Source organism: Marinobacterium sp. NO-S09 (genome assembly GCF_059179545.1).
This window is the reverse complement of the sequence record NZ_CP168954.1, coordinates 2,995,746-3,011,605: the sequence shown is the minus strand read 5'-3', so window position 1 is coordinate 3,011,605 and position 15,860 is coordinate 2,995,746. Positions and strand designations below refer to the sequence as shown.

18 protein-coding genes are annotated in these 15,860 nt (G+C 52.1%); 16 read left to right on the top strand and 2 right to left on the bottom strand.

Annotated elements, in window-relative coordinates; genetic code table 11:
* Positions 1–119: 119 nt before the first annotated feature.
* The 3 genes from O3C79_RS13930 to O3C79_RS13920 are packed head-to-tail and all read left to right on the top strand — an operon-like array spanning position 120 to position 2,876.
* Positions 120–1,778: a nitrite/sulfite reductase gene (locus O3C79_RS13930; RefSeq protein WP_494383589.1), complete on the top strand. Its 1,659-nt coding sequence runs from the start codon at positions 120–122 to the stop codon at positions 1,776–1,778.
* Positions 1,762–2,238, top strand: coding sequence for a DUF934 domain-containing protein (locus tag O3C79_RS13925; RefSeq protein ID WP_494383588.1), 477 nt, complete (start codon positions 1,762–1,764; stop codon positions 2,236–2,238). The genes O3C79_RS13930 and O3C79_RS13925 overlap by 17 nt, the downstream gene beginning before the upstream one ends.
* A 14-nt stretch (positions 2,239–2,252) precedes the next feature.
* Positions 2,253–2,876, top strand: a complete 624-nt coding sequence (locus O3C79_RS13920; RefSeq protein WP_010322287.1) for a phosphoadenosine phosphosulfate reductase domain-containing protein — start codon at positions 2,253–2,255, stop codon at positions 2,874–2,876.
* A 102-nt stretch (positions 2,877–2,978) separates the two neighbouring features.
* Here the strand turns inward: O3C79_RS13920 and O3C79_RS13915 are convergent, their stop codons facing one another.
* Both O3C79_RS13915 and O3C79_RS13910 read right to left on the bottom strand, forming a co-directional pair.
* Positions 2,979–3,368: a universal stress protein gene (locus O3C79_RS13915; RefSeq protein ID WP_494383587.1), complete on the bottom strand. Its 390-nt coding sequence runs from the start codon at positions 3,366–3,368 to the stop codon at positions 2,979–2,981.
* 224 nt (positions 3,369–3,592) lie between these two features.
* Complete coding sequence (locus tag O3C79_RS13910) at positions 3,593–4,462, bottom strand: NmrA family NAD(P)-binding protein (protein ID WP_494383586.1); 870 nt, start codon at positions 4,460–4,462, stop codon at positions 3,593–3,595.
* Positions 4,463–4,590: 128 nt separating this feature from the next.
* Between O3C79_RS13910 and O3C79_RS13905 the strand changes: the two genes are divergently transcribed.
* From O3C79_RS13905 to O3C79_RS13845, 13 genes are all read left to right on the top strand, one after another.
* Entirely contained in the window at positions 4,591–5,535 is a 945-nt protein-coding gene (locus O3C79_RS13905; RefSeq protein ID WP_494383585.1) for an AraC family transcriptional regulator, read from the top strand.
* Between the two features lie 172 nt (positions 5,536–5,707).
* Positions 5,708–6,367 carry a hypothetical protein gene (locus tag O3C79_RS13900; RefSeq protein ID WP_494383584.1) on the top strand — a complete coding sequence of 220 codons (660 nt, stop codon included), beginning with the start codon at positions 5,708–5,710 and terminating at the stop codon, positions 6,365–6,367.
* 20 nt (positions 6,368–6,387) lie between these two features.
* Complete coding sequence (locus O3C79_RS13895) at positions 6,388–7,398, top strand: hypothetical protein (protein WP_494383583.1); 1,011 nt, start codon at positions 6,388–6,390, stop codon at positions 7,396–7,398.
* A gap of 301 nt (positions 7,399–7,699) precedes the next feature.
* A complete protein-coding gene (locus O3C79_RS13890) occupies positions 7,700–8,080 on the top strand; it encodes a type IV pilin protein (protein WP_494383582.1) in 381 nt (126 codons plus the stop codon).
* 3 nt (positions 8,081–8,083) lie between these two features.
* Positions 8,084–8,584 carry a GspH/FimT family pseudopilin gene (locus tag O3C79_RS13885; protein ID WP_494383581.1) on the top strand — a complete coding sequence of 167 codons (501 nt, stop codon included), beginning with the start codon at positions 8,084–8,086 and terminating at the stop codon, positions 8,582–8,584.
* Positions 8,585–8,593: 9 nt separating this feature from the next.
* Positions 8,594–9,022: a type IV pilus modification protein PilV gene (gene pilV / locus O3C79_RS13880; RefSeq protein ID WP_494383580.1), complete on the top strand. Its 429-nt coding sequence runs from the start codon at positions 8,594–8,596 to the stop codon at positions 9,020–9,022.
* Complete coding sequence (locus O3C79_RS13875) at positions 9,013–9,627, top strand: PilW family protein (RefSeq protein ID WP_494383579.1); 615 nt, start codon at positions 9,013–9,015, stop codon at positions 9,625–9,627. The genes pilV and O3C79_RS13875 overlap by 10 nt, the downstream gene beginning before the upstream one ends.
* Before the next feature lie 50 nt (positions 9,628–9,677).
* Positions 9,678–11,357, top strand: a complete 1,680-nt coding sequence (locus O3C79_RS13870; RefSeq protein ID WP_494383578.1) for a pilus assembly PilX family protein — start codon at positions 9,678–9,680, stop codon at positions 11,355–11,357.
* Positions 11,358–11,513: 156 nt separating this feature from the next.
* Positions 11,514–12,125: a glutathione S-transferase family protein gene (locus O3C79_RS13865; RefSeq protein ID WP_494383577.1), complete on the top strand. Its 612-nt coding sequence runs from the start codon at positions 11,514–11,516 to the stop codon at positions 12,123–12,125.
* 93 nt (positions 12,126–12,218) lie between these two features.
* Positions 12,219–13,610: a sensor domain-containing diguanylate cyclase gene (locus tag O3C79_RS13860; RefSeq protein ID WP_494383576.1), complete on the top strand. Its 1,392-nt coding sequence runs from the start codon at positions 12,219–12,221 to the stop codon at positions 13,608–13,610.
* Positions 13,611–13,814: 204 nt separating this feature from the next.
* Positions 13,815–14,642, top strand: coding sequence for a helix-turn-helix domain-containing protein (locus O3C79_RS13855; RefSeq protein ID WP_494383575.1), 828 nt, complete (start codon positions 13,815–13,817; stop codon positions 14,640–14,642).
* A gap of 30 nt (positions 14,643–14,672) precedes the next feature.
* Positions 14,673–15,290: a LysE family translocator gene (locus O3C79_RS13850; protein WP_494383574.1), complete on the top strand. Its 618-nt coding sequence runs from the start codon at positions 14,673–14,675 to the stop codon at positions 15,288–15,290.
* Positions 15,291–15,375: 85 nt separating this feature from the next.
* Entirely contained in the window at positions 15,376–15,834 is a 459-nt protein-coding gene (locus O3C79_RS13845) for a hypothetical protein (RefSeq protein ID WP_494383573.1), read from the top strand.
* The last annotated feature ends 26 nt before the right edge of the window (positions 15,835–15,860 follow it).

Sequence of the window (15,860 nt, the reverse complement as noted above, 5' to 3'; positions counted from 1 at the left end):
TGCTTCATATTCATAAATGAAATAACAAAATTATCAATTAGTATTTTACGTTATAAAGGGCCCTCGGTACCATGGCCGCCTGTTTCAATGACGCTTATATTAACTAAGGTTGACCTGACATGTACCAGTACACCGAAGTGGACCAGAAACTGGTTGACGAACGGGTAGCGCAATACCGCGATCAGACTCGACGTTTCCTGGCCGGCGAACTGCCTGATGAGGAGTTTCGTGCCCTGCGCCTGATGAACGGCCTCTACATACAGCGTCAGGCGCCGATGTTGCGCGTCGCAATTCCTTACGGTCTGATGTCCTCTACCCAGCTGCGCAAGATGGCTCATATCGCCCGTACCTATGATAAGGGCTATGGCCATTTCACTACGCGTACCAATATTCAGTACAACTGGCCCAAGCTGGAAGAAGTACCGGATATCCTGGCCGAGCTGGCTGAAGTGCAGATGCACGCCATTCAGACGTCAGGTAACTGTATTCGTAACACCACTACTGACCCTTACGCCGGCGTAATTGCCAGCGAACTGGAAGATCCACGCCCCTGGTGTGAAATTATCCGTCAGTGGTCAACGCTGCACCCGGAATTCGCTTACCTGCCACGTAAATTCAAGATCGCCGTCACCGGTGGTCCTGAAGACCGTGCCGCGTCTCAGGTGCACGATATCGGTCTGCACCTGGTCAAAAACGATGCGGGTGAAGTCGGCTTTGAAGTGCTGGTTGGTGGTGGTCTGGGTCGTACCCCGGTCATCGGCAAGCAGATTCGCGACTTCCTGGAGCCCAAAGATCTGCTGTCCTACCTGGAAGCGATCATCCGTGTGTACAACCTTAATGGTCGTCGCGACAACAAGTACAAGGCACGTATCAAGATCCTGGTAAACGCCATGGGCATCGATGCTTTCCGTGAATTGGTTGACGCCGAGTGGGCTGAAATTCGTGAATCCGACCTGCGCCTGACGCAGGAAGAGATCGACAAGGTTAAAGTCCAGTTTGCGCCGCCAGCCTATGAAGCGGATGCTGCCAACAATGACCTGCACGCGCAGCTTACCGAGAATGAAGAGTTCCGTGTCTGGTTCGAGCGTAACACCGTGCAGCACAAAGTGGCCGGTTACCGCATCGTTGTCGTATCCCTGAAGCCTTACCTGCAGGCGCCAGGCGATATCACTGATATTCAGCTGGAAACCGTGGCTGACCTGGCTGATCGCTTCTCCTTCGGCGAAGCGCGCGCCACCCATCATCAGAACCTGGTGCTGGCGGATGTGAAGCAGGGCGATCTGCTGGAAGTCTGGAAGATTCTGAACGCCAACAACCTGGCGCGCCCGAACATCGGCACCCTGACCGATATGATCGTCTGCCCCGGTTTCGATTTCTGTGGGCTGGCCAACGCCAAGACCCTGAACATCGCCGAACAGATCAACGAAAAGTTCGAAAACGTCGACTACATGCACGACATCGGTGAGATCCGTCTCAACATGTCCGGCTGCATCAACGCCTGTGCGCACCACCACGTGGGTCACATCGGTATCCTCGGCGTGGATAAAAAAGGTGAAGACTGGTACCAGTTCACCCTGGGCGGCTCCTCCGAAGCGGATGCGGCTCTGGGCAAGGTGCTGGGCAAAGCGGTTGCCGCTGATGAGGTTGCCAACACCATCGAAAAAATTCTGCTGACCTACATTGACCAGCGCGACTCGGAAGCGGAAAGCTTCCTGGAAGTGGTTCGTCGCGTCGGAGTACAGCCCTTCAAGGAGGCCGTTTATGCCGCTGCTAATTAATCGCACCCCGGTCGAAAACGACCCGTGGATCACTCTTGAAGACGAGCAGGCAATCCCTGCCGAAGGGGCTGTTATCCTGCCGCTGGCCCAGTGGCTGGAAAACCGTGATGCTCTGGCTGGCCGTGAAATTGGCGTGCTGGTGAACGGTGAACATGATCTGGAGCAGGTGCTGGCTCTGAATGGCCAGGTGGAGCTGATCGCCGTGGAATTCCCGGCCTTCACTGATGGCCGAGGCTTAAGCATCGCGCGTCTGCTGCGTCGTGCCGGCTACCAGGGCCAGTTGCGTGCCGTGGGTGATGTGACCCGTGACCGCCTGGCCTATCTGGAACGCTGTGGCTTTGATGCACTGGACGTACCGGAAGAGCGCTTTAAAGATGAAGTGTTGAACGCCTTTGATGAAGTAAGTGTGCGTTACCAGGGCGGTGCATCCGTAACCCGCCCGGCCTACCCGCAGAGCTGACAAGGAGAACAGGAATGAGCATCGATCTGGCAGCTGCCAACGCGGCACTGGAAGGAAAAACACCGCAGGAAATTATCGCCTGGGCGATCGCCAACAGCGACAAGCCGCTGGTAACCACCAACTTCCGTCCTTACGAGTCGGTGATCCTGCACATGGCGGTACAGGCCAAGCCTGACATTGAAGTACTGTGGGTGGATTCAGGCTACAACACCTCAGCGACCTACCGCTTTGCAGAAAAGCTGATCAAGGATCTGAACCTGAATATCCGCACCTTCATCCCCGAGATGAGCGCGGCACGTCGCAACGTTCTGATGGGGGGGATCCCGGACGTAGATGATCCTCAGCACGAAGAGTTCACCCGTCAGGTCAAACTGGAGCCGTTCCAGCGTGCATTGGCAGAGATGAAGCCTGACCTCTGGCTGAACGCCATCCGCAAGGACCAGACCGAGTTCCGTCAGTCGCTGGAAATTGTATCGGCGAGCAAGGACGGCATCATCAAGGTCGCGCCTCTGTTCAACTGGACCGAAGCGGATATGGACGCCTACCTGGCGGAACATAACCTGCCCAACGAACACGACTACTTCGATCCCACCAAGGCAATCGAAACCCGCGAGTGCGGTCTGCACACGCAGTTGTAACAAACCCCTTCGTTGTCGTTCAAAGCCCGCGGTTGCGGGCTTTTTTGTGCCTTGAAGATGCTGGGAGCTGATCTACTGGATCAGGCCACCATTCATGGTATTTTATTGATCAAGATAAACCACCAGCAGGTCGGCTTTCACATTGTTTACCAGTTTAGGCACCGAGCTGAACATGCGGCTGACCAGGCTATGGTGATGACCGCATATCACCAGGTCGACATCACTTGTTTCAACTAGCCCTGCCACTTTCATATGCAGGTCACCAATAACGACCGCAGTATCCGTAACAGGGTATCCGCACCCGTCAGCGAGGCTTTTCAATTGTGCTTCAAGACGTTGCGTCTCCTTGGGGTCATCCCTCAGGTGGTTTACATCGACATGCATGATCGACAACTTGCTGTTGCCGGGCCTGGCTTGCTCGATGGCTTTATCGATCAGTGCCTTGCTTGTTTCAGACAAGTCCACGGTGACCAGGACATGTTCATAGTTCATGGTTTTTCTCCTGGTTAGGATTAGATACTCGTCCAAAGCTTAGCAGGCTGTCGAAAATCTATCTGCGTTGCCGAATACTGCGTTAAAAACAGTCTCAAAATGCTCATTTAGTCCGCTAAACTGCGCTTTTTCGCCTGTTTTTGCCTGGCTTCGACTGCCTCGATAACGTTTTTCAACAACCTGTTAGCAGTCCCGAGAGGTGTGCGAGGCGCCGGCTTAAGACTTCAGCTAACCTGCTCTGTATTTGCAGGGTGCCAGCAACCCTGAGTGGCAGTACGCTGGGCAAAGTCTCTGAAGTCTGCAGGCTCACGCCCCAGAGCTTTCTGCACCCCGTCACCCAGACTGGCGTTGCGGCCATCCAGCACGGTTTCGAACAGGTAATTGAGTAACCATGCGATCTCTTCAGGTGCACCTGAGGCCTTTATTGCTTGATTGAATGCTTCTTGAGGTACCTGGATGTACTGAATCTCTCGGCCTATGCAGCCTGAAATCTCGTCGGCTACCTGCGTAAATGTCAGCAGTCGTGGGCCAGTGACTTCGTATACTTCATAAGCGTGTCCTTCTTCGGTCAGGGCGGCGACAGCAACGTCGGCAATGTCATTTACATCGACAAAAGGTTCGGGAATGTCAGCGGCCGGGAGCGTTATGGCACCGTTCCTTATCATGTCGAGAAATTCACCTTCTGAAAAGTTCTGCATAAACCAGCTGGCGCGCACGATCGTCCACTCAATGTCCGTCGCCTGTACAATCTGCTCACAGGCCTGGGCTTCCGCTTCTCCACGCCCGGACAGTAGTACCAGCCGTTTCACGCCCTGTTGCACTGCCTGGTTGACGAAACGTCGAATGGTTTCTGTCGCTCCGGGTATAGCCAGATCGGGTGCGAAACTGATGTAGGCTTGCGTCACGCCATCAAGCAGCTGGTACCAGTTTTCTTCATCTCCCCAATCAAAGGAAGGGATTGCGGAGCGTGAACCGATGCGCGTATCGACACCCAGGGTGTGTAAGCGCTCAGCGATTCGGCGGCCGGTTTTGCCCGTGCCGCCCAAAACGAGCGTTGTACCTTGGCTTGTGGGTGCTGTCTGGTGGCTATGCATCTTGAAATCCTCGATGTGTATAGGCCTCTTGCTGGCCCGGTTTGTGAGGTTTTAAGCGTAAACAGAGCGCCACCAGCGAGCCATGCGTAAACGAATCAGATTCATATGAATGCGTATATAATCAGTCTATGGATACTCTGGGTGGATTACTCGATGCACCGCGCGCCCGTGGTGCCTTTGCGCTTCGCGCGGTGATGCGTGAGCCCTGGTCGTTACGGATATTGGCGGAATCGCCATTGACGTTGATGATCGGGGTGGCCGGGACGCTTTGGCTGATGCCTGATGACGGTGAGCCTGTCAAAATTGGGCCTGGGGATATTGCAATCACACGTGCGCCGGTTCACTACACGGTGTCGGATTCCCCCTGCACGCCACCACAGGTTTTTGTCCATCCCGGCCAGAAATGCTGTGATGCCAACGGGCGTTCACTTTTGCATGAAATGACGCACGGGGTAAGAACCTGGGGTAACTCGGCAGAGGGAGAAGTGGTTTTTCTGGTCGGGGCATATGAGCATCTGAGTGATATCAGCGACCGGTTGCTGAGGGCGTTGCCGCCCGTTTTGTCCTTGTTACATGCTGACTGGCAATCACCACTGGTTACCTTACTTTGTGAAGAGGTGGTAAAGGATGAGCCTGGACAGGCTGCAGTGCTTGATCGTTTGCTTGATTTGCTGGTGACTGCAGTTCTGAAGGCCTGGTTTGCACGGCAGGATGCGAGTCGTCCCGATTGGTGGCGCTATCAGGGTGATAGAGTTGTTGACGAAGCTTTGAGGTTAATGCACGACAAGCCTGAGCACTCCTGGACGCTTGAGCAGTTGGCACAAGAGGCTGGAGCTTCCCGAGCTTCTTTGGCAAGGCGCTTCCAGGAGTTGGTAGGAGAGGCCCCCATGACGTTTTTGAAGAACTGGCGCATGGCATTGGCGGCCGACCTGTTATGCCAGCCCGATGTAACGCTGAGTGCTGTCGCTGAAAGGGTAGGTTATGCTTCCCCATACGCATTCAGCGCAGCCTTCAAACGCGTGCGCGGAATCAGTCCCAATGAGCACAGGGCGTGTGTGCGCAACGCAGGATAATGCTTGTTAGTCGAGGATTTTTCAGTCCTGCCTCGGGCGTGTTTTGAGGTGGCTGTTGAACGGTATGTTAACTCTGATCAGCGGCAGTATGATTCAGCCTCAATGTCAGCGGGAAATCTGCAATACCTCTGACTGAAGTTGAATTATGAAATGACAATCAGAAGGGATTCTTATGGTTATCAGTTTGACCTTTATTGTTTTGGCCGGTTTGGCTATTGCGTTTTTGATTAATCGCGCAGTTGTCGGCTCCATTGAAACCATGCGTCGGCCCAGTGAGGTGTTGGAAGTCGTCAGTGAGATTGATGATGCCGGCTTTCAGACTGCTCGCGATGCTTTCACTGCCTGGGCTGAGCCAAGTGGGTTTATCTTCGAGTGTAATTTCCTGTCCCATACCCTGAATGATGGCAATGCCATCAAATGTGCCGCCTGGTGGTCGGACAGCCAGAACACCTGGGCGCTGGTGTATTACGCAAACGGTTTGGTGAACATCGATTTTGTTACTCGCTATTCCGACACTCTGGGCGTTACAACGGCATCAACAAAAGACGCCATGACGTTGCCAAATCGGACAACTGCTTACACTCAAGCCTTTACCCTGCTCGATAATGATGAACTCTATGCCCGCCACCAAGAAGCCTGTTCCCGTGTTGAAGCGGCTGAGAGGATTTCGCCCTTGCCAAAGCAGGACCTGATGGCTGAAATAGAGAAATCCATGCTGTATCAGGTTGAATATGTCACTAGCTTGCCCTTGTGGCGCTTACGGGGCGTGTACTGGTTTTTTGGACGACGTAATCTGAAAGTGAACAAGCCGATCACCGTGGCGAGCGCCTGAAATGCATGGAGAAAGTAGGGATGTCGGATAACCGGGATGAGTTCACGCGCTTCAGAGATAAGGCTTTGGCAAAGTCTTCCAGGGTGGTGATGGATAATTTTAAGGAGACGCTTCGCCAGGATATGGAGCAGCGAAGCGAAAACATTCAACCCTGGCACAGTTTTTGGTATCACCGCCCAACACGTGATTTTCCGCCAAAGTCCATTCGTTACCCGGAAGAATATGATGGTGGCGACCGCATCAATATCGTCTGTACACAGACTGAGCTGAAACCCGGCGAGCAGAAAAAGCTGGTGCAGGCCTGGTGTGAGGCACTGCCAAGTCTGGATGAGGTGAAATATATCTGGTTTTCATCCAGGGCCAACCAGCAGCTGTTTGATGCTGTGTGCCAAATGAAGTCGATTAAGGGGTTGAGCATCAAGTGGAGCGGGATCAAGTCCATAGAGGCTGTCGCGCAAGCAAAGACACTGAAATACCTGTCGATTGGCAGTTCTCCCTCAATCACGCCACTGGCACCACTGGCTGAACTCCCTTTGCTTGAATGGCTGGAGCTCGAAAATATACGTGCCTCTGCTGACCTTTCATTCGTGTCTGGGTTGACCGGCCTGAAGGGGCTTAGGGTGGCTGGTGATGGCCATAGCCCAAAGTACCTTAATGTAGAGAGCCTGGAACCGCTTCTGAGCTTACAAAACCTGTACTGGTTGTCATTGAATGTTGTCAGAGTTAAGCAGGGTGGGGTGGCGCCCCTGGCTCAGTTAAGAGCACTCAAGTATCTGTTTCTTAGCAACAAGTACGAGATGGAAGATGTGGCAGCCTTGGCGGGTAGTAGGCCGGATATCGAATGTGACCTTTTTATACCGGCTGATGGCCCGCTTGGTTACATACGCTGCAAGAAGTGTGGTCAGCAAACGATGATGCTGCTGACAGGGAAGGGCAAGCCTTCGCTGTGTCAAAATTGTGATGCTGGCAGGATTGGGCAGCATGTGAAGGCGTTTGAGGCCATCGCAAAGCAATACACCCCATTTCGGTAAATAAAAAAGTCGCAAGAAAGAATCATTTTTACCATTCAAGAATGTCAAATGGTGTTGAAATCGATTCGCATTATGAAGTAGTCTTGGTATGTTGTGCTATCTGGATTGTCAAAAGATCAGTAGTAAAAATGCTGTTCTGTAATAACCATATGCATAACGCGGTCTTTGATCGAGGTCATGATACGCGAGTGATAATTAAGACTATACTTTGGTATCATTTTGACAACGCATCAACACTATTGTCATAAATTGATGAATCGCAGATCTGAATGTCATTTCAGCACAATGAAGGATCGAAAAAATGCTGTCGCGACACGCACGTGGATTTACCCTTATCGAAATAATGGTGGTCGTTGTCATTGTCGGCATTTTGGCCAGCATTGCTTATCCCTCCTACCTCAAGGTTGTTCAGTCATCGCATCGCTCTGATGCCCAGGCACGTTTGGTCGATATATCGCAAAAAGTGGAACGTTGTTTCACTGAAAAGAACGTTTATAACCACAGCGACTGCACATCGAGTGTTCAGAATACTGAACGTTATAATATATCAATATCTGCAACGGCAACTGGCTACACCCTCACGGCAGTTCCCCAGGCTAAAGGTGGCCAGAACACAGATCACTGCGGGACAATGACTGTTAATCATCTGGGTATACAGTCTCCTGCCGACTGTTGGGACTAACGTATGAACACTCGTGCATATAACTCTGGATTTACGCTGGTTGAAGTACTTGTCACTGTGGTGGTGCTATCAATCGTACTCGGCATAGGTGTGCCTCAATTCAATAACATCATTCACAACAACCGGGTATCGGGGGCAAGCACAAATCTGCACTCGATGTTGCAGTTGACCCGAAGTGAAGCCGTCAAGCGCGCCAAAACAGTCTCCTTGTGTCCTTCGTCAGGGCGTGACAGCTCTGCAACCTGTGCAGATTCTACCGACTGGTCACAGGGATGGCTGGTTGTAGATGCTGATGGAGAAGTGATCCGAATTGAAGGGGATTTTAACGACAGCATCAGTGTTGGGCTCTCGACGCCGGTGAAGACGTTTGATTTCAACTCGGTGGGTGCTCTGGAGGCTGGTGTGAAAAACCTGTTTACCCTGACGTCTTCTGGCCGTTCACGCTTTGTCTGCACCCTGGTCAGTGGCAAGTCATTTACTGTAACCAAAGCAGCTGATTGTTGAGGTGACAAAATGCCGGAAATAAAAGCTCCAAAATACTCTGCTGGCTTTGGTCTTGTAGAGGCTCTTATTGCATTGGTTGTCACGACTGTTGGGTTGTTGGCGGTGGCAACTCTGCTGACTCGTTCACTCCAGTATTCTCACTCAAGCTATCAACGCAGCGTTGCAGTCAGCCAGGCGGTGGACTTGTCAGAACGAATGTGGGCTGGGGCCTGTGCTCTGGATACCTCGCTCAACTCCATTGTGAGTGCATGGAAAACATCACATCAGACGACCGAGGGCATGGCCCAGTGGGATGCCAGTGTGACACCCGATACCTCAGTTACGCCGGTCAGGTACACGATTGATATCAAGTGGGAGGATGATCGATTCGAGAGGACCGGCGCCGATGCTTATAATTTCAGTTACGTTATATCAATCCCGGAGTTCCCATGCAGCTGACTATAACCGGTAAGAACAGGGCTGCCCGTATGCATGCTATTCGGAAGCAGCAGGGTCTATCGCTTGTTGAGTTGATGATTGCATTGGTGGTCGGGCTGATCATTATGGGAGGCGTTTACACCGTCACCATCTCAAGTATTCAGGCGGTTAATACCAAGAACCAACTTGACGATGCTCAGGACTCGTTCCGTTATCTCTCTAATACCCTGGGTCGGATTATTCGCAACGCAGAAACGGTGGATGCTGCCAGCACGGACGACTCCCTGACAATTGTGATGTCCAGAGGTAGCGAGCGCCCGGACTGTCAGGGCGACAAAGGTGCTGCCACCGTGAACAATACGTTCAGCCTGGCAGGCGGCAAACTCATGTGTGACAACGGCGATGGAAATGTGGAGCTTGTGCGTAATCTCAGCAGCATCACCTTCGCCTATGGCACGCCCAGCAGCAATAAATGGGTGGAATCATACAAGGCAGCAGCCGATGTATCGGACTGGTCCGATATTACCAGCGTACAGGTAAGCGTCGAGACGGAAACGGGCTTGAGTACGCATTTTACGACGGCCATACGTGAAAAAGTGGTCGAGCAAGCCGGTTCAGGCAGTTAAGAACGGCACTTCGATATTTATGTAAAACCACAGATTTGAGGTTTTTAGGCATGTACAGGAAGAAGGAAGAGGGTGCCGTTTTAATTGTAAGCATGGTGATGCTGGTTCTGGTGACGGCTTTGGTCGTTAGTGCTCTTAAAAGCAGCAATATTCAGGAGATGATGACCTCCAACACCAATAACCATGTCACGGCAATGATGGCGGCAGAGGCCGGCGCTGCGGATTTTGCAGTCTGGCTAGCGGCCAATTATGACCCGGATGACTCCGCGGACCAGATGAAAACCAAGTTTGGTCACAAGGATCTTGCCAATGCGGAACAAGTGGGCTCGGGTGATGGGTATTATTATCTTGATCAACTGACGACAGGAGCCGTGGTCGAAGCCACCGTCACCGGTTTGGCAACAGCCAATACAACGCCTTTGACTGTCTTGTCCCGTTACCATGTCAGGCTTCAGCTTACGGCGTCTCCCGGAACCGTGAAGCCGTTCGAGAACGCAGTTATCGGCTGTGAGGGTGTTAGCACTCAAGGTAGTGGCCAGATTGACAGCTTTGATTCGCGCGTTGCCCCATATGATTCTACCAAACCGGGAAGTAATGCTGACGTTATCACGACTGAGCCGGGGGCTGATGTTGAACTGATAGGTAATGCTCCGATATATGGTGACGTTTTCTCTACCGGAGATATTTACTCCCAGGGGTCCGCGCCGATCTATGGTGAGACCCGTGCTGATAATGACATACGCCTCAAGGGTGGTGGTGTTAACTTCTATGGTGACATTTATAGTGGTAATGACCTGATTTTTGAAAGTAGTGCTACCGCACATGCGGATGTTTACGCTAATGGCGATATTGAGTTCAATAACTACAGTGCTTCCGTTGGTGGAAATGCTCAGGCGGGCGGGACGATTGCAGGTAAAAACAAAAATAAACCCGTAGAAGATTACGTTGGAGGTTCTGTTAATCCCGGTATGAGTCCGGGGAATCCTTCAGTTGCGGGCATACCCTGTGACCCGTTGGATGTCGACAGCATCGTTGATAGCTTTAGTGGCATGACCAGCACCGGTGATTTCACTGTTGGCTCATACCCCAAAAATGACTGGAGGCTGACGCCTGATGGAGTCTCTTATTATGACGAGACCTGGGATGTTAAAGAGTGGGTAAACGACGATAGTAAGCCACTGGTTAATATGGATGTAATGGGTACCGAGAGACCTGTACTCGTTGTCGATGATATGTCATTAAAAAACGGCCAGGGTGAGCTTCATATCAGTGGTGGTGATGTGGTCATCTTTGTCGATGGGGATTTCAACCTCGGCGGCAGTAATGAAATCAAAATTGATGACGATAGTAGTTTGACTGTGATTACAACCGGCACCTTTGATCTTGGTGGTAGTGTAGATGTGGCGAATGGCTCAACGCTGAATACAAATGGGAATCCACGCTTTTCCTTGTATTCAAACTATGACCAATCCCAAGCCAATAAAAACAGCAAGGCCGGTGTGAGAATTGGTGCGAATGATGATATGACGTCTGTAGTGTATGCGCCAAAATCAGATGTTGATATTACAGGTAGTGGTGAATTGTTCGGCTCTGTCAGAGGAAGGACGGTTGATGTGACGGGTAATGGCGGTATGCATTACGACGAAGCACTAGGTGATGCTGACATTGGTGGTGGCACCAGCTCGGGTGTGCCGGGTATTACCCAATGGAAAGCGGTTTGGCCTGAATAAACCCTTGCCGGTACTGCAGGCCCAACCTGTTAACACGACTTAAGACAATCTATAAAGGCGGTCATCAGAGATGACCGTCTTTTATTTTGAATATGACGCCCCGGGCAGAATTTGCTTAACTGCACTATCTGATTGATTGCGTGTTGAGGGCGTGGCATGAAAATTTACGGTGATAGGCAGTCCGGTAACTGCTACAAGGTGCAGTTGACCTGTGCACTATTGAACATCGACCATATTTGGGTCGATGTTGATATTCTTGCCGGTGACACCCAGACGGCAGCTTTTCTCGGCATGAACCCCAATGGCAAGATTCCTCTGCTTGAATTTGAGCAGGGTGAGCAGTTGGCCGAATCCAATGCCATTATCAATTACCTGGCGCAGGGGACGGAGTTGTATCCCGGTGATGCCCTGCAGCAAGCCAGGATTCAGCAGTGGCAGTTTTTTGAGCAGTACAGTCATGAGCCTTATATCGCGGTAGCGCGTTTCATCAACAAGTACCTGGGGTTGCCGGATGAGCGCCGCGAAGAATATCTTGCCAAGCAGGAAGGGGGCCACAAGGCATTGCGTGTGATGGAGAACCAGCTCAGCAAAACCTTGTTTCTGACGGATAATCAATGCACCACGGCTGATTTATCCTTGTATGCCTATACGCAGGTTGCTCATGAGGGTGGCTTTGACCTGAATACCTATCCTTCCATTCAAGCCTGGTTGCATCGCATCACGCAGTTGCCGGGCTTTATTGCCATGACTGACTCTGGAAAGCAATAAGGTGGTTTACTCTATTCACCTGTTGCCGAATGGCAACCTATACTTGTCAGGAACGTAACGGACAGGCCGCCCCCGCCTTTGGAGATTGTCGGCATGCTTTGGCTGAAGAAAGCAAGGAGTTGGATTGCCTGGGGCGGGAGCTATTTCCTTCTGGCCAAGGTCAGCATGCTGCTATTTTCGGCCGAGCCCACGAATATCGCGCTTCTGTGGTTGCCAGCCGGGTTAGGACCGTATCTTTTCTATCGTTATGGTGCAGGGGTGCTTGCACCCGTTTTTCTGGCCAGTCTGACCGCCAACTATAGTGGTCTGGTACAGGGCTCGGTGTTGTTGCATCTGCTTCACACCTGTATCAGTGCGAGTGCGGATACCCTGTTTGTATTTATGGCTGGTGCGGTTGCTCGCCATTATTTAAACCAGGGGATCAACCGTCCGCGACAATTGTTTATGGCGTTTTTGTTGGGTTGCCTGCTGCCAACGGGGCTTACGGGGTCGATAATAGGCTGGCAGCTTTGGTGGGGCGGTTACCTCACGGCAGGCAGTGCGCAGTCTACGGCCGTGTCTATTTGGCTTGCCGATATGCTCGGGGTGCTGCTGGTTATTCCTGTACTTGTTGCTTTTGACCGCCGTAAGGAGGAGGCAGGTGGGCTCTCGCCAGGCTGGGTCATTGCTACGTTGCTAGCTTTTGGGCTAATTCTGGCGTCCTTTTTTATAGCTCATTGGCTGTTGTTCCTGATCATACCTGCACTGGTCTTTATCGTATTTGGCTCCAAGTCACTTTATACCTATTGCTCGATGGGGCTGGCGCTGCTGATGTATAACGCCTTGGCGGTTAAGTTCTATGATCTTGAGGTTGTCAGTTCTGAATGGATGGAGGTCCTGGCCTTTTCAATATCGGTGTCTTTTGCTGTTATTGTCCTTAGTGTTCAGCAGCGCATGCTGCGGCATGAGTCGGGCCTGCGTCAGGAGTGGCAGACCCGTGCCAGTCACGATCCTTTGACGGGGTTGCCCAATCGCATTGTATTGATGTCTCTGTTGCAGCATGAAGTTGAGCGTTTCCATCGTGCCAATGGCTGTTTCAGTATTGCTATGCTGGACATTGATCACTTCAAGCGCATAAATGACACCTATGGCCATGCTGCCGGTGATGCAGTGTTGATTGAGTTTAGTAAGCGTATCGACAGGATGACACGAAGCGCCGATGTGATGGGAAGGCTTGGAGGCGAAGAATTTCTGCTGTTGCTGCCCGAAACAGATGCAGTTAGCGCTCATCATGTACTGGATAATCTTAGAGCGCGCATCGCTGCTGATCCTTTCGAGGTATCCGGAAACCAGGTCAAGGTTACCTTCAGCACAGGTATTGCCCAGTGTTGCCGCAACAGCAGTGCCAAATCTCTACTGGAAGAGGCTGATCAGCATCTTTATTACGCCAAGCAAGCGGGTCGCAATAGGGTATCAGTAATGGCGCGAAAGGCTTGTGAGTCTTGAATTGCGGTTTCAAGTGTAAATGCCTGCCTGTCTTTTAGATCTCGTCTGTTATATGCCCTTGATCTGCCATGAGGTTAAGGGCTCAATTGTTATCAGGACAGAGCTGTGGGTTAATTCGCAATAATGTCCAAGCGGTTTCAGTCCAAGGTCCGTATTCTGGTGCCCATGTAGAGACAGATAATCGTGAGCGGGAAGGTAAGGACCATGCAGGACAATCTCTTTCAGTACTGTAAAAGCCAGCACCTGGACGGTGTCACCCTGCTTCATGCCCGCATGCACGACTTCGCCTACAGGCGCCATGCCCACGAAGAGTTTTCGCTTGGTGTGACATTGGCGGGTCGGCAGGATTTCTGGTCTGAAGGCGGCTTTTACAGCAGTGCACCGGGAAATATCATCCTGTTCAACCCGGGGGCAGTACATGATGGCCATCCGGGTACGGATGATTCCCTCTACTACCGTATGGTGTATATCCACCCCGAGCAAATCGTACCCATGCTGCAAGCGGCTGGCATGCGTAATGCGGGACTTTTCCGCAGCACCGAGACTTTATTGAACGATGCGCATCTCAGGGGCGCGATTCTGCAGTTGGCGGGCCTGATTGAACAGGGCGCATCTGGCAGCCTGGAGCATGAGCAGGGGCTGTATTCAGTGGCGGAGAGGCTGGCGCAGTTACAGGGTAGTTTTGAGCCTGCACGTCGGAACCGGCATGTGGACAGGCTGCTGTTGAGGGCACGGGAGTTTATTCACGACAATGTACGCCAGGAGTTATCTCTGGAGCAGATCAGCGAACAGGCGGCCATGTCCAAATACCATTTTCTGCGTCTGTTTCGCCAGCATTTTGGCATGACGCCTCATCAGTACGTGCTCAATAACCGGCTTAACCGGGCCCGTGAGGCGCTGGCAGCGGGCAGGCCGCTTCAGGATGTAGTCTACGAGACGGGCTTTTCCGACCTGAGTCATCTTAACCGGCGCTTCAAGCCGGTCTTCGGCATGACGCCTCACCAGTATCAACAGGTGGTACTGAACGGCTGAGGTTTGTTCACCACTTGCCGGAGTTTTCCAATGTTTGAAATTTTGTTGTATGCCGTAGGGGTCATGTATACGCCTGGCCCCGTCAACCTGTTGAGTTTGGGAGCAGGGCTGAATGGCTCAGCTCCGCGCACGTTAGGGTTCTGCGCCGGTGTAGGGCTGGCAATGCTGATCTTGTTTACTCTGTTTGGCTACACCGGTGCCTGGCTGGTAGTGCCAGAATATCAACGGGTGATCAGTCTGCTGGGAGCGCTGTATATTCTTTGGCTGGCCTGGAAGGTGGGCCGTTTCGCAAGGCGGTCGGCCAGTATGGATACACCACTGGCGAAACAGACAGATGTCGGTTCGACGTTCACATTTAAATCAGGCCTTATCATGCAGCTGTGTAACCCCAAAGCGCCGTTGGCGGTTCTGCCGATTACAACGGTTCAGTTCCCGGCAGCCGGTATTGAGGGCTTTGGCATACTGTTGTGGTCCCTGTTGTTGGGTGTGTTGGCCTTTGGTGCACCTGGCAGTTACGTGCTCATGGGGGCCCGAATGGGGCGCTTGATCAAATCAGCTGTTTTCTTTCGTGCTCTGAACGCTCTGATGGCGTTGCTGCTGGTGTATGTGGCGGTTGATATTACATACAGCCAATTGATCATGCTCTGAGTCTGAATCAACGAACAGGGGCTGGGGTACGGACGCTGCTCTGGGTACAATCAGGCCCCTCTATTCACGGGCAGGTAAAGACCTCATGACGCTTAGCTGGCAGATACACGAAGACCAACACCCATTTGCAAGTAACGAAACAGTGGCTGAGCACCGCTATCACGCGGCGGAGTCATCCGCGACAGAAGAATCAGCTGTTAAGGACGTCGTTGAAGCCGCTTTGGCGCAGGCTGAAACACTATTGGACAGGAACGTTACCAACGCGTCACTGTTTTTTATGGTGACCTGGAGTCCGCGGGAGGGGGCGCTGACCCTGAGTGTGACCGACGCGGACAAGGCAAAGGATGCGCCGGACCTGGTGACCTGTCGCCTGGCGGCTTTGAATGAACAGCTGCAGAAAGGCGGCGAAAATGCCTACCAGGATTTTATTGGCAAACTGCAGTTCTGGATCAAGGATTACCTCTCTACCTCGACAGCGTTTATGAACTATTCGCTGGTTGCCGTATTTACTGACGCCGGCCGCGACCGCTGCCAGATTGTCTAATTGCCGAACGTAAAAAAAGCGGCCCA